The organism is Rhodococcus sp. PSi06 (assembly GCF_054960675.1).
Genome location: NZ_JBHNYO010000017.1, coordinates 72,705 through 86,134, shown reverse-complemented (window position 1 = coordinate 86,134; position 13,430 = coordinate 72,705). Strand labels below are relative to the sequence as shown.

Annotated in this window: 14 protein-coding genes; 12 read left to right on the top strand and 2 right to left on the bottom strand. The window is 66.2% G+C overall.

What is annotated here, in order from left to right:
• Window positions 1-2 precede the first annotated feature (2 nt).
• The gene (locus tag ACFI9K_RS21055) at window positions 3-959 is read left to right on the top strand and encodes a D-2-hydroxyacid dehydrogenase (protein WP_462665299.1); all 957 of its coding nucleotides are present in this window, start codon (window positions 3-5) and stop codon (window positions 957-959) included.
• A 4-nt stretch (window positions 960-963) separates the two neighbouring features.
• Here the strand turns inward: ACFI9K_RS21055 and ACFI9K_RS21050 are convergent, their stop codons facing one another.
• Window positions 964-2,082, bottom strand: coding sequence for an NADH:flavin oxidoreductase/NADH oxidase (locus ACFI9K_RS21050; protein WP_222094357.1), 1,119 nt, complete (start codon window positions 2,080-2,082; stop codon window positions 964-966).
• 114 nt (window positions 2,083-2,196) lie between these two features.
• Here ACFI9K_RS21050 and ACFI9K_RS21045 point away from each other — a divergent pair, with 114 nt between their 5' ends.
• The 11 genes from ACFI9K_RS21045 to holA all read left to right on the top strand — a co-directional run bounded on the left by ACFI9K_RS21045 (window position 2,197) and on the right by holA (window position 12,891).
• The gene (locus ACFI9K_RS21045; RefSeq protein ID WP_462665298.1) at window positions 2,197-3,477 is read left to right on the top strand and encodes a glutamate-5-semialdehyde dehydrogenase; all 1,281 of its coding nucleotides are present in this window, start codon (window positions 2,197-2,199) and stop codon (window positions 3,475-3,477) included.
• Window positions 3,478-3,521: 44 nt separating this feature from the next.
• Window positions 3,522-4,403, top strand: a complete 882-nt coding sequence (locus tag ACFI9K_RS21040; protein WP_462665297.1) for an AAA family ATPase — start codon at window positions 3,522-3,524, stop codon at window positions 4,401-4,403.
• Window position 4,404: 1 nt separating this feature from the next.
• Complete coding sequence (locus ACFI9K_RS21035) at window positions 4,405-5,820, top strand: vWA domain-containing protein (RefSeq protein ID WP_462665296.1); 1,416 nt, start codon at window positions 4,405-4,407, stop codon at window positions 5,818-5,820.
• Window positions 5,821-5,927: 107 nt separating this feature from the next.
• On the top strand, window positions 5,928-6,641 hold the full coding sequence (nadD, locus tag ACFI9K_RS21030) for a nicotinate-nucleotide adenylyltransferase (protein WP_462665335.1): 714 nt from the start codon (window positions 5,928-5,930) through the stop codon (window positions 6,639-6,641).
• Window positions 6,638-7,027, top strand: a complete 390-nt coding sequence (rsfS, locus tag ACFI9K_RS21025) for a ribosome silencing factor (RefSeq protein WP_462665295.1) — start codon at window positions 6,638-6,640, stop codon at window positions 7,025-7,027. The genes nadD and rsfS overlap by 4 nt, the downstream gene beginning before the upstream one ends.
• Window positions 7,024-7,677: a histidine phosphatase family protein gene (locus ACFI9K_RS21020; RefSeq protein WP_462665294.1), complete on the top strand. Its 654-nt coding sequence runs from the start codon at window positions 7,024-7,026 to the stop codon at window positions 7,675-7,677. Before rsfS ends, ACFI9K_RS21020 begins: the two co-directional genes overlap by 4 nt.
• Window positions 7,664-8,434 carry a diglucosylglycerate octanoyltransferase gene (octT, locus tag ACFI9K_RS21015; RefSeq protein ID WP_462665293.1) on the top strand — a complete coding sequence of 257 codons (771 nt, stop codon included), beginning with the start codon at window positions 7,664-7,666 and terminating at the stop codon, window positions 8,432-8,434. The genes ACFI9K_RS21020 and octT overlap by 14 nt, the downstream gene beginning before the upstream one ends.
• Window positions 8,431-9,279, top strand: coding sequence for a DegV family protein (locus ACFI9K_RS21010; protein ID WP_462665292.1), 849 nt, complete (start codon window positions 8,431-8,433; stop codon window positions 9,277-9,279). Before octT ends, ACFI9K_RS21010 begins: the two co-directional genes overlap by 4 nt.
• 109 nt (window positions 9,280-9,388) lie before the next feature.
• Window positions 9,389-10,261, top strand: coding sequence for a ComEA family DNA-binding protein (locus tag ACFI9K_RS21005; protein ID WP_462665291.1), 873 nt, complete (start codon window positions 9,389-9,391; stop codon window positions 10,259-10,261).
• A complete protein-coding gene (locus tag ACFI9K_RS21000) occupies window positions 10,258-11,850 on the top strand; it encodes a ComEC/Rec2 family competence protein (RefSeq protein ID WP_462665290.1) in 1,593 nt (530 codons plus the stop codon). The genes ACFI9K_RS21005 and ACFI9K_RS21000 overlap by 4 nt, the downstream gene beginning before the upstream one ends.
• Window positions 11,851-11,922: 72 nt before the next feature.
• On the top strand, window positions 11,923-12,891 hold the full coding sequence (gene holA / locus ACFI9K_RS20995) for a DNA polymerase III subunit delta (protein ID WP_462665289.1): 969 nt from the start codon (window positions 11,923-11,925) through the stop codon (window positions 12,889-12,891).
• Window positions 12,892-13,000: 109 nt separating this feature from the next.
• On the opposite strand, the gene rpsT is transcribed toward holA, so the two are convergent.
• On the bottom strand, window positions 13,001-13,261 hold the full coding sequence (gene rpsT, locus ACFI9K_RS20990; protein WP_027497522.1) for a 30S ribosomal protein S20: 261 nt from the start codon (window positions 13,259-13,261) through the stop codon (window positions 13,001-13,003).
• Between the last annotated feature and the right edge of the window lie 169 nt (window positions 13,262-13,430).

Genomic DNA, 13,430 nt, shown 5'->3' with positions numbered 1-13,430 from the left:
AAGTGGCACCGGTTCTCGTCGTTCTCCACGCCGGCGACCTTCCCGATGGACTCGAGTCCATCGCGGAGGTCGCCGACGTCAGATACGCCACGGCAGAGAACTTGGCGGATACAGTCGAGGGTGCCGATGCGTTGCTGCTGTGGGACTTCTTCTCTCCTGCAGTCGAATCCGCCTGGCCGCAGTGCACTTCGCTGAAGTGGATTCACATAGCCGCGGCCGGCGTCGACTCGTTGATGTTCGACGAGCTGGTCGAATCGGATGTGGTCGTGACCAATTCGCGAGGCGTCTTCGATCGACCGATCGCAGAGTTCGTGTTGGCTCAGATTCTCGCATTCGCCAAGGACTTCGATCGTTCACGGGCACTACAGCAATCGAAGGTCTGGCAACACCGCGAGACCGAACGGATCGATGGCGCGCACGCGATGATCGTGGGTACCGGAGCGATCGGTCGTGCTATCGCGACTCTGCTGAGTGCGGCGGGAATGTCGGTGTCCGGAGTGGGGCGTACAGCACGAGAAGGCGACCGAGATTTCGGCACCGTGTACGCCAGTGAGGATCTGGGGTCCGACGTAGTGCGAGCCGACTACCTGATTCTGGTTGCCCCGTTGACCGAACAGACCCGAGGACTCGTCGACGGTCCGGTGTTGAACGCGATGAAGCCCGGTGCCCGAGTGATCAACGTGGGTCGCGGTGAGTTGCTCGATACCGAGGAACTGCTGCAGCATCTCGCCAGCGGACACATCGCCGGTGCGGCGCTCGACGTGTTCGAGACCGAGCCGCTCTCGGCCGACCATCCGTTGTGGACGGCCGAGAACGTGATGCTCACCCCACACATGAGCGGCGACGCATCCGGGTGGAAGCGGCGACTCTCGGAGGTGTTCGTCGAGAACGCACATCGGTACCTTCGAGGCGAACCGCTGATCAACGTCGTGGACAAGAAGCTCGGTTTCGTGGTCTGAGACTTCAGTAGGCCCGCTCGTACTGCGGTGCCACGGACGGCTTCATCTCCACCCCGAGCTCTCGGGCGGCGCGACGCGGCCAGTACGGATCGCGTAGCAACTCGCGCGCCAACAGCACAGCCGTCGCCTCGCCCAGGGAGACGATGTCCTCGGCCTGTTTGGGCTCGGTGATCATTCCGACCGCGGCGGCGGGCATCGTGGTCTCGTTCTGAATCCGTCGTGCAAAAGGAACCTGGTAGCTCGGACCCACCGGAATCTTGGCGTGCGCGTTTCCTCCGGTGGACGTATCGACCAGATCCACGCCGTGTTCGGTGAGGATCTGCGACAACGCGACAGTCTGATCCGAGGTCCAACTCGGGGCCTCCAAGTCAGCTGCACCCTTTGTATTCTCCGGCTCGTCGAGCCAGTCCGTGGCCGACAGACGTACGAACACCGGAAGCTCGGCAGGCCACACCTCACGGACCGCGTCGACCACCTCGATCAGCAGCCGGGTGCGGCCCTCGAAGTCTCCGCCGTAGGCGTCGGTTCGAGTATTGCTCGCGGGCGACAGGAATTGATGCAGAAGGTATCCGTGCGCGCCGTGAATTTCGGCCACCTGGAACCCGGCCTTCAGAGCGCGCTGCGCCGCAGAGCGAAAGTCGTCGACGATCCGTGCGATGTCGTCGGCGGTCGCCTCGCGGGGCGTCGTGTAGTCACCGAACGCGATGGCGCTGGGGCCGACGGTTTCCCAGCTGCGGGGATCTTCGGCCGACAGCGACTTGCCGCCCAGCCAGGGAGCAGCGGTGGAACCCTTGCGGCCCGCATGTGAGAGCTGGATGCCGGGAACGGTTCCATGGGACGAGATCTCTGCCACGATCTTCGCCAGGGCGTCGGCCTGGGTGTCGTTCCAGATGCCCAGGTCCGACGGGCTGATGCGTCCCTCCGGGCTCACCGCGGTGGCTTCGGTGATGACCAGGCCCACCCCGCCGACCGCCCGGCTCACCAGGTGGGTGCGGTGCCAGTCACCCGCGACGCCCACGTACTCGCCTGTCTCGTCGGCCGAGTACTGGCACATCGGTGCCATCCACACCCGATTGGGAAAGGTGACCTCACGCAGGGTCAGAGGCTCGAACAGGGCACTCACAGGTGGTTCCTCCGGTCTGTCGGTGTCGACGTGGGTGACGTCGGCGATCTCCACGTCGTGCTGCAACGACGCGGTGACACCGCTTCATTCCCGGGCCCCATTAGTGTGTAGTTCATGACTGCTTCCGTCTCGGCCCCATCGGTGCCCACGACGCTCGACGAGCGTGAGAACGTACACGCGGCCGCCCGTCGGGCGAGGATCGCCTCACGTGCGTTGGCGTTGCTGACGACCGCGGAGAAGGACTCGTTGCTGCACGCCGCCGCCGACGCCGTGGTTGCGGCGGCGGATTCGGTGCTGGCCGCGAACGAGGCGGACCTCGAGGTCGCACGGGCAGCGGGTACCGACGACGGTCTGCTGGATCGGTTGCGGCTGACGAGCGCGCGGATCGACGGCATCGCGGCCGGCCTGAGACAGGTCGCCGGGCTGCCGGATCCGATCGGTGGGGTCGTTCGAGGTTCGACGCTTCCCAACGGGCTCGAGATTCGCCAGCTCCGGGTTCCACTCGGCGTGGTGGGCATGGTCTACGAGGCGCGCCCCAACGTCACCGTCGACGCGTTCGGTCTCGCGTTCAAGTCCGGAAATGCGGTGCTGTTACGCGGGTCGTCCTCGGCTGCGCGGTCCAACGCGGCATTGGTCGACGCTCTTCAGGGCGCTCTGCGTAGTCACGACCTGCCGGAAAGTGCCGTGCAACTGCTCGGTAGTGCGGATCGCACCACGGTCACCCATCTGATCCAGGCCCGCGGTCTGGTGGACGTGGTCATTCCCCGCGGGGGCGCAGGGCTGATCGCTGCCGTCGTCCGTGATGCCACGGTGCCGACGATCGAGACCGGCGTCGGAAACTGCCATGTGTACGTGCACTGCTCGGCCGATCCGGAGGTGGCCGAGAAGATCGTGCTGAACGCGAAGACCCGCCGGGTGAGTGTCTGCAACGCCGCCGAGACCGTGCTGGTCGACGCTGCGATCGCCGACACCATGGTGCCGCGGCTGCTGCAGGCGTTCCAGATGCACAGCGTCACGGTGCACGGCGACATGCCCGGCCTGGTACCTGCTCACGAGGAGGACTGGTCGCAGGAGTACCTCTCGCTCGACATCGCGCTGAAGGTCGTGGGCGGCATCGACGAGGCGATCGAGCACATCGATCGATACGGAACCGGCCATACCGAGGCAATCGTCGCATCCGATATCGGGGCCGCGCGCGAGTTCACCCGACGTGTCGACGCGGCTGCCGTGATGGTCAATGCCTCCACCGCATTCACCGACGGCGAGCAATTCGGCTTCGGTGCCGAGATCGGCATCTCCACCCAGAAGCTGCACGCCCGAGGACCCATGGGATTGCCGGAACTGACCTCGACCAAATGGACCGTGTGGGGCGACGGACACGTCCGAGATGTCTGACGCCCCTGCCGTACCGGCCAAATCCGATCATCAGGAGTTGTGACGTGGATCGTGCCCTACCGACGACACCCCCGCTGTTCGCAAGTGTGAACGACGTGCTCGAGCGGCTGGCGGAAACGGGTTATCTGGCCGACAAGGCCACCGCGACATCGGTCTTCCTCGCCGATCGCTTGGGCAAGCCGCTGCTGATCGAGGGTCCGGCGGGTGTGGGCAAGACCGAGCTCGCTCGGGCCGTGGCCCAGACGACGGGTGCCGAGCTGGTGCGGTTGCAGTGCTACGAGGGCGTCGACGAGGCACGTGCCCTGTACGAGTGGAACCACGCCAAGCAGATCCTGCGAATCCAATCCGGAACCAGCGCCGATTGGGACTCGACCAAGCTCGACGTCTTCTCCGAGGAGTTCCTGCTCGCACGTCCGTTACTGCAAGCAATCCGGCGCACCGACCCCACCGTGCTGCTCATAGACGAGACCGACAAAGCCGATGTCGAGATCGAGGGACTGCTGCTCGAGGTGCTCAGCGACTTCGCGATCACCATTCCAGAACTCGGCACCATCATCGCCGAGCGCACCCCGTTCGTGGTCCTGACCTCCAACGCCACGCGCGAGCTGTCCGAGGCCCTCAAGCGGAGGTGCCTGTTTCTGCACCTCGATTTCCCCGACGCCGACCTGGAGCGTCGAATTCTGGCGAGCCGGGTTCCCGAGCTCCCCGAGGCGATCGCCGAGCAGCTGATCAAGACCGTTCGAGTGCTTCGGGCAATGCAGCTCAAGAAGCTGCCCTCCGTCGCCGAGACGATCGACTGGGGCCGCACGCTGTTGGCGCTCGGTATGGACACTCTCGACGACGATGCCGTCCGGTCGACTCTGGGTGTGGTGCTCAAGCATCAGTCCGATCAGGTCCGTGCGGCCGCTGAACTGCGGCTGAACTGACATGTTGGCCCCGAACGGCATTCCCGGGCATCTGGTCGGCTTCGTCGAGGCATTGCGCAAACGCGGAATCTCGGTGGGGCCGTCGGAAACCGTCGATGCCGGACGTGTCCTGTCGGTGCTCGATCTACTCGATCGAGAAGCGGTGCGCGAGGGGCTGGCCTGCGCGCTGCTGAGACGACCGACGCACCGCGGGGTGTTCGACGCGCTGTTCGACCTCTGGTTCCCGGTGGCATCGGGAACAAGAGACTCGGGGCAGATCGACACCGCGCTTCCCCGCACCGACACGGGCGAGGTCGACATCGACGCGTTGCGTGAACTGATAGTCGAACTGCTCTCGGATGATTCGGCCGAGGCCGCGGAGTTGACCCGGATGCTGGCGGCGCAGATGGTGGAGGAACTCGGTCAGTACAAGTCCTCGAACGGGCCATCGTTCTCGGCCTATCAGGCCCTGCGTGACGTCGCCCCCGATACGTTGCTGCGCAAGATCCTCGATGGACTACTCGGGCGCGCCGACGACGCTCCGGACCGGCCCACCGACGACTACGAGTCGGAAGTGGCCAAACGCACTGCAGCACAACGCATCGCAGACCTTCGCAAGATGGTGGAAAGCGAGACGAGGCGGCGGTCGGCCGAGAAACTGGGCCGTGAGCGGGTGGCGAGTTACGGTGTGCCCAAGCTGGCCGAAGAGGTCGACTTTCTGCGGGCTTCGGACACCGAGATGGCTGCGCTGCGACGCAACGTCACACCGCTCGCCCGGCTGCTCGCCTCGCGACTGGCTGTGCGGCGCAGCCGCAGCCGGCACGGTTCCATCGATCTTCGACGTACTCTGCGCAAGTCGATGTCCACCGGCGGCATCCCGATCGATCTGGTGGAGCGCAAGCCGCGTCGAGCGCGCCCGGAACTGGTTGTGCTGTGCGATGTCTCGGGCTCGGTGGCCGGTTTCAGTAACTTCACGCTGCTGTTGGTGCACGCGTTGCGCGAACAGTTCTCGCGGGTCCGGATCTTCGCATTCATCGATTCCACCGACGAGGTGACGCGGTTCTTCGACTCCGGCTCGGATCTCGGTGCCGCGATGAGCCGCATCATCGGGGAGTCCGATCTGGTGACCTACGACGGTCACTCGGACTACGGCCACGCGCTGACGACCTTCGACGAAAAGTACGCGCATGCGGTCACCAGTCGCAGTTCGGTGTTGATTCTCGGCGACGCCCGCACCAACTACCGCGAACCGAAGCTTCCCGCGTTGGCTCACATCGTCTCGGTGGCCAAACACGCGTACTGGCTCAATCCCGAACCGAAATCGCAGTGGGGATCGGGCGATTCGGCGGCCAAGGTGTACGCCGATGTGATCGCGATGCACGAGTGCCGATCCGCTCAGCAGCTCGCCACCGTCGTCTCCCGTCTGCTGCCGGTGTGAGGGGTGTGACGCCCGCCGGCGCAGCGGACGTAGAATCGGCGGTCGTGCAGCACGAATCCGATCCCGGCGACGGCACCGGCAAGCAGTCCGTTCGCCGTTTGGGCGTGATGGGCGGCACCTTCGACCCCATCCACCACGGGCACCTCGTCGCTGCCAGCGAAGTGGCGAACAAGTTCGGTCTGGACGAGGTCATCTTCGTCCCCACCGGCAACCCCTGGCAGAAAGAAGGAAAAACGGTCAGCCCGGCGGAAGACCGCTACCTGATGACCGTGATCGCGACGGCGTCCAATCCGCGATTCTCCGTCAGCCGCGTGGACGTCGACCGGGAGAAGTCGACGTACACCGTCGACACCCTGCGCGATCTGCGGGCGCAGCACCCCAACGCCGAGCTGTTCTTCATCACCGGCGCGGACGCCCTCGAATCGATTCTGACGTGGCAGAACTGGGAGGAGTTGTTCGAGCTCGCCAAGTTCGTCGGCGTCACCCGTCCCGGGTTCGAGCTGGGCGTGGAACATCTGGCCAACCACCTCCGGTCGTTGCCGGCCGACACCCTCACATTGATGGAAATCCCGGCACTCGCGATATCGTCGACGGACTGTCGGCTCCGGGCCGGTGAGAATCGGCCGGTCTGGTACCTCGTACCGGACGGCGTCGTGCAATACATCTCGAAGAGAAATCTCTACAGGCCACGAGGCGCACTGCGCCTCGACGGATCCGTCACCATGTCGGAGCCGGCACCCCAGAAGAAGCAACCGGAAGGGCCGGTCACCAGCGCAACGACCGCGAACCCGAACCATACGAGTGGGAGTACACCCAAGTGACTGCAACAGCCGAAGCCGCCGAAATGGCGCGTATCGCCGCGCTCGCAGCCGACGACAAACTGGCCGGCGACGTAGTGATCCTCGACGTCTCCGATCAGCTCTACATCACCGATTGCTTCGTGATCGCCTCTGCGCCCAACGAGCGTCAGGTCAACTCGATCGTGGACAACATCGAGGACCGCCTTCGTGAGGCCGGACACAAACCGGTCCGCCGCGAGGGCACCAAGGAAGGACGTTGGGCGTTGTTGGACTACTCCGACATCGTCGTCCACGTCCAGCACAACGAAGAGCGCAACTTCTACGCCCTGGAGCGGTTGTGGAAGGACTGCCCGACCATCGACGTTCCCGGCCTCGGGCAGCACCCGGCTCCGGAATCGGAGCAATGATCCGACGGCTCATCCTGCTTCGGCACGGTCAGACGGAGTACAACGCCACCGACCGCATGCAGGGTCAGCTCGATACCGACCTGTCCGAGCTCGGTCGCACCCAGGCGAAGACGGCCGCGGCCGAGTTGGCTATTCGAGAGCCGATCCGGATCGTCTCGTCCGACCTGCGGCGAGCACTCGACACCGCTGTTGCTTTGGGGGACGCCGCCGGGGTTCCCGTGACGCAGGACGAGCGCCTGCGCGAAACCCATCTCGGTGAGTGGCAGGGTCTCACGCACACCGACGTCGACGACATCGCACCCGGTGCCCGGCCGGCGTGGCGCGCCGATGCGACCATCGCCCCACCCGGCGGAGAGAGCCGTGTCGATGTTGCCCGCCGCAGTGTTCCCCTCGTTCGCGAGCTCCTGGGCAGTGTCGACCGATGGGGTGCCGAGGGCGACGAGCGGCCAGTGGTACTCGTAGCGCACGGTGGCCTGATCGCGGCTCTGACTGCTGCGTTGCTCGATCTGCCGACCGATCGTTGGCCGGTGCTCGGCGGACTCGCCAACACCAGCTGGGTGCAACTCGGTGCCCACGGAGCGGGCCCGGAGCCGTCCTGGCGCCTGGACGTGTGGAACGCCTCGGCGAGAGTGGCCAGTGACGTCCTCTGACGAGGCGGCGGTGCGTCCCGCGCTGCTCGTGCTCGCGGACTCCCTGAGCTACTACGGACCCGAGGGTGGATTGCCGGTCGACGATCCTCGGCTCTGGCCCAATCTCGTTGCAGCCGAGCTCGGTTGGACCGTGGAATTGGTCGCCCGGATCGGCTGGACGAGCCGTGACGCGTGGTGGGCCCTGACTCAGGATCCGCGGGTGTGGGCAGCTATTCCGCGTGCCGGTGCGCTCGTGCTCGCCATCGGCGGCATGGATTCACTCCCGTCGCCGTTACCCACCGCATTGCGGGAGCAGATCCGCTACATCAGACCCCCGGCGCTGCGACGCGTCGTCCGCGCGGGATATCAAGCGGTGCAACCAGTTCTGTCGCATCTGGGTTGGCCCGTCGCGTTGCCGCCGCGGCTCAGCGTCGACTATTTGGAGCAGGCCCGCGCTGCGATGGCCTACGTTCGTCCCGAGCTGCCCGTCATCGGGACGTATCCGTCTGTGCATCGCTGTGACGCCTACGGGCAGGTACACACAGGCCGCGAGCCTGCCGTGCGTGCCCTGCGCGCCTGGAGCGCGGACAAAGGTGTCCCGATGGTGGACCTGGCCGAGGCAGTACGTCCGAACATCGAATCGGAGAACGCGAACCCCGACGGTATCCACTGGGGGTGGGACGCGCATGTCGCAGTGGCAGCCGCCATGCTCGAGGAGTTGCGACCGGTGGCTGCCGCGGCGTCTGCTGTGGAACCCGCAGTGACCCCGAAGCCATGACGGTCGTTGTCGTCACCGACTCGTCGTCCTGCTTACCGGCCACGCTTGCCGTCGAACGCGGAATCTCGGTGGTGCCGCTGCACGTGTTGGTGAACGGGCTCGACCACCGGGAGGGCGTGGACGAGATTCCGGAGCACTCGACGTCGGGCAACCCGGTGACCACCGCCGGCGCGTCACCGGGTGAGCTGACCGAGGTGTACACCGCAGCCCTCGAACGCAGTGGAGGCGATGGTGTGGTGGCCCTGCACATCTCCCGGGGGCTTTCGAGCACGTGGGAGGCAGCCCGTCAGGCCGCCGACCAGGTTGGTAGTGCGATCCGCGTGGTCGATTCGTCCTCTGCCGGAATGGGATTGGGCTTTGCAGTACTGGCTGCGGCCGAATCGGCTGCGCGGGGAGCCGATGTGGATGCGGTCTACCACGATGCCGTCACCGCGTCGGCGATGTCGCGGTGCTTCATCGTCGTCGACCGCCTCGACCACCTGCGGCGCGGAGGTCGGATCGGTACTGCCGCTGCCCTGCTCGGGACCGCCCTGGCCATGAAGCCGGTGTTGCACATCAGCGGGGGTGCTCTGGTGCTGCGGGAGAAAACGCGGACCTCGTCCAAGGCGCTGAACAAACTGGTCGACGCGGCCGTCGCTGCCGTCTCCGAGGTCGGTGACGATTCCGGGGTTGCGCTGGCCGTCCACCACATGCAGTGCGCGGAGCGTGCCGACGAAGTCGCCGCGATGTTGGCCTCTCGAATACCGCGCTCGACCAGCATCGATGTGTATCCCTTCGGTGCCGTGCTCGGAGCGCATGTGGGCCCCGGTGCCGTCGGCGTCGTGGTGGCACCGGGACGCCGGTAGTCGCGCCGATCCCACTGACCATCCACAGGTATCGAGTTGTCCACAGGGCACATCGCCACCAGCGCTTCGTTACGTGTGAGCGTGTTCTCCGCATCTAGCGTCCTGGTGCATGGGAGGTGACGACGATCGTGCGCAGACGGTGGCGCGGCTCGATGCTCTGCGCAGGCAACCCGATTCCGTGAGTCCGGTTGGGGCACCCACGCGCGTCGAGACGGAGGAGGCCGGCAGCGACGTCGCGACCCCGGCACCGGACTGGCTGGTGTCGAATGCGCACAGACTCGGCTCCCCGTGGTCGTCCGTACTTCCACGACGATGGCGCTCCGCTCGGGTGGACCCGGGCAGACAGGGTGCGATCGCGTTGGCCGCGGCCGGGATCTTCGTCGTGTCGGTCGCGGCATTCGCAGTATTTCGAGACGCGCCGACGCCGGCACCCGCTCCGCCACTGGCTGTGGTTGCACCCGCTACGAAGGACGTTCCGGCCGAACCGGTGCCAGCAGCGGAGGCCGAGACGGTCGTGAGCGTCGTCGGTCTGGTGACGCAGCCCGGACTTGTTCGGCTGCAACCGGGTTCACGCATCGCCGACGCGATTGCCGCGGCCGGGGGACCTGTCGGCGGTGCCGATCTGTTGGCACTCAACATGGCCGCGCGAGTGGCCGACGGTGATCAGATCGTCGTCGGTGCGGTGCCGCCGCTGGCGGGCCCGCCGGTGAGTGGCACGTCCTCGGGTGGGGGCTCGGCTCCGGCGGGTGCGGAGCCGGGCGAACAGCCTGCTGGTTCACCGTCCGGCGGCACAGTGGACCTCAATGCTGCCACCGCGGCAGAGTTGGACGCGTTGCCCGGAGTCGGGCCGGTGACTGCGACGTCGATCGTGAATTGGCGAGAAGCCAACGGGCAGTTCATCTCTGTCGATCAGCTCGCCGAAGTGGACGGGATCGGGCCGGGCCGGCTGGCGAAGATCCGCGATCTGGTGCACGTCGGGTGAACGCCGAGGCCGTATCGACCGCCACCGGAACGACCGAAGAGTTTCTGCCGTTCGATGTTCGGCTGATTCCGGCTGTGGTGGTGTGCTGGTCGATCACCGCGGTCGGAATTATCGGTGGCCCCGGCGCCGCGGTGGTGGCTACCGTCGCGACGGCGGTGACGGTCGTGGTCGGTGCACTGGTTCTGCGCCGAGTGGCGACACGATGCGCGGCCTCCGGACCCAGCTGGGCGGGAGTCGTCGCGGTGATCGCGCTCGCGCTGTGCTTCGGCGGAGCGGTATGGATCCAGATGTGTGCGTTGGCAGTTCATCCCGTGTCGGTCGCCGCGGACAACCGTGGGTGGATCACCGCGGCCGTCCGGCTGGAGGAGGATCCACGGCGACTGTCGTCCGCCGGACCCTCGATGGTGATGACGAAAGCGGAGATGACTCGCGTGGATGTCGGAGGTGAAGCACTGTACGTCGGCGGCCGGGTATCGATCATCGCCCCGGAATCGAGTTGGTCGGATCTGCTGCCGGGGCAGGAGATCACCGTGCGAGGCCGGCTCGGCGAACCTGTCCGACCGGACATGACGGTGGCTGTCATTCGCGCATCGGGGCCACCCGTCACCGTCGGAGAGCCGGGAACGATTTCTGCCGGAGCCGGCACCGTCAGATCGAACCTGGCTGCAGTAGCGCAGAATACGATGCCGCCCGATCGTGCCGGTCTGCTGCCGGGGCTCGTGGTCGGAGATGTCTCGCACATGGACCAGACGGTGGCCGACAACTTCCGGGCAGCGGGGCTGACGCATCTGACGGCGGTGTCCGGGGCGAACTTCTCGATTCTGATCGGTGCGGTGCTGCTGGTGTTGCGCAGCATCGGGATCGGTCCGCGAGCCACGGTTGCAGTCGCGTTCGTCGTGCTCGTGGTGTTCGTGATCGTGGCGCGCCCGTCGCCGAGTGTGCTGCGCGCCGCCGTGATGGGTTCGATCGGGTTGTTGGCCCTGGTGACCGGCAGGCGGCGGCAGGCCGTACCGGCATTGTGCGGGGCGGTGCTGGGTTTGCTCGCATGGTGGCCGAGGTTGGCGGTCGACGTCGGATTCGTCCTGTCGGTCTTCGCTACGGCCGGGCTCGTCCTCGTCGCACCGATCTGGGTCGACTGGCTCCGAGCCCGCGGTTGGCCCAGGGCAGCAGCGGAGGTGGTGGCCGTCTCCGCAGCGGCGCACGCGGTGACTGCACCGGTTGTGGCGGCCATGACCGGCACGTTCAGTGTCGTGGGCGTCGTCGCGAACGTGGCGGTGGCACCGGTCGTCGCCCCGATCACGGTGGTGGGCATCGTGACGGCCGTGATCGCCACCGTCAGCACGTCCTTGGCCGAGCTGACAGCGCAGCTGGCGTCGGCACCCCTGTGGTGGTTGATCGCGGTGGCCGAGCGGGCCGCGTCGGTGCCCGTGGCGGGCATCGTCGTCCCCGACGGGCCCCGGGGTGCAGCACTGGCCGCTTTCGGAACGGCCGCACTGTTGGCGGCGTTGCGGTTTCGGGTACTGAGGTGGAGTGCTGCGGTGGCGGCAATCGCGGTACTGGCGATGTGGACTGCGCACCTGCTGTGGTGAGCCTCGTAGCGCGTACTGCCTCGGTGCATACGGATGCCCGAGCTGTCGGCCCCACATGGCACGATCACGGGTGTGACTTCGAGTGTGGCTCCTCTGCATCTGGTTCTCGGCGACGAGGAACTTCTGATGGATCGCGCGGTAGCGGCAATCGTGGCCCAGGTCCGTGCCAATGCCGCGATTCCCGGTGAAGACCTGCCGGTCACGCGGTTGCGTACCGGCGACGCCAGTGCGCCCGAACTTGCCGAGCTGCTCAGTCCGTCGTTGTTCGCGGAGGATCGCGTGGTCGTGCTCGAGGCAGCGGCCGAGGCAGGCAAGGACGCTGCGGCTCTGGTACTCGACGCGGCAACCGATCCGCCCGAGGGTGCGGTCGTGGTGGTGATGCACTCGGGCGGAGGTCGGGCCAAGGCCATGGTCGGTGCTCTGCAGAAGTGCGGAGCTCAGGTGCACGAGTGCGCCAAGCTCACCAAGCCCGCAGAACGCATCGACTTCGTGCGCGGTGAATTCCGTGCGGCCGACATTCGCGTGAGCGGGGAGGTGATCGAGGCTGTCGTCGAATCGGTCGGCAACGAGCTCCGCGAATTGGCCTCGGCCTGTTCGCAGTTGGTCTCCGATACCGGCGGCAAGGTCGATCTGGCGGCAGTGCGCCGCTATTACTCGGGTAAGGCCGAGGTCTCCGGATTCGATGTCGCCGACAAGGCGGTGATCGGAGACACGGCCGGCGCGCTCGAGGCTGTTCGCTGGGCGATGCATCGGGGGGTGGCACACGTGCTGCTGGCCGACGCCTTGGCCGATGCCGTACGCACCATCGCGCTCGTGGGTTCGGCCGGCCGCGGCGACCCGTTCCGGATGGCAAGTGAACTGGGCATGCCGCCGTGGAAGATCAAGAAGGCTCAGGGCCAGGCCCGCGGGTGGAACGGTCACTCCATCGCACAGGCGCTCCGGGTGGTCGCGCAACTGAACGCCGACGTCAAAGGTCAGGCAGCGGATGCGGATTACGCGGTCGAAAAGGCCGTATCGGAGGTCGCGAGCCTGGGCCGGTAACGCTCGAGAGGGTCAGCACCCGCGGCCGAACCCTTGTGACATCCCCGGCGCACGAAAAAGCCCGCTGCATCCGTGGGATGCAGCGGGCTCGGTCGAGCTCAGGGATGAATCAGAGCTTGTTGACTGCGAGAGCCAGTGCCGACTTCTTGTTGGCAGCCTGGTTCTTGTGGATGACGCCCTTGCTGGCGGCCTTGTCGAGCTTGCGGCCTGCATCGAGGAGAATCTCGGAAGCCTTGTCCTTGTCGCCCGCAGCCTGTGCCTCGCGGAACGAGCGGATGACGGTACGAAGGGAGGACTTCACCGACTGGTTGCGCAGGCGTGCACGCTCGTTGGTGAGAATCCGCTTCTTCTGGGACTTGATATTGGCCACGCGTAAAATCCTTCTTGTCTTCGTCGGTATTCCGGTCAGGGCGATCCATGCTGGAATGCCCGAAGTCTGCTGCAGGGCGTTGGAGCCCTGCGCCGAAGATCGAGAATACCAGCACAGCGGAGCAGAACCCAATTGGGTGCAGCCGTGACGATGTGTTTCGAGAATTTAA

Bases quoted from the DNA above. Each gene is read 5' to 3' on its own strand.
- ACFI9K_RS21045 (WP_462665298.1), top strand. From the start codon at position 2,197: ATGACTGCTTCCGTCTCGGCCCCATCGGTGCCCACGACGCTCGACGAG.
- ACFI9K_RS21035 (WP_462665296.1), top strand. From the start codon at position 4,405: ATGTTGGCCCCGAACGGCATTCCCGGGCATCTGGTCGGCTTCGTCGAG.
- nadD (WP_462665335.1), top strand. From the start codon at position 5,928: ATGGGCGGCACCTTCGACCCCATCCACCACGGGCACCTCGTCGCTGCC.
- ACFI9K_RS21020 (WP_462665294.1), top strand. From the start codon at position 7,024: ATGATCCGACGGCTCATCCTGCTTCGGCACGGTCAGACGGAGTACAAC.
- ACFI9K_RS21010 (WP_462665292.1), top strand. From the start codon at position 8,431: ATGACGGTCGTTGTCGTCACCGACTCGTCGTCCTGCTTACCGGCCACG.
- ACFI9K_RS21005 (WP_462665291.1), top strand. From the start codon at position 9,389: ATGGGAGGTGACGACGATCGTGCGCAGACGGTGGCGCGGCTCGATGCT.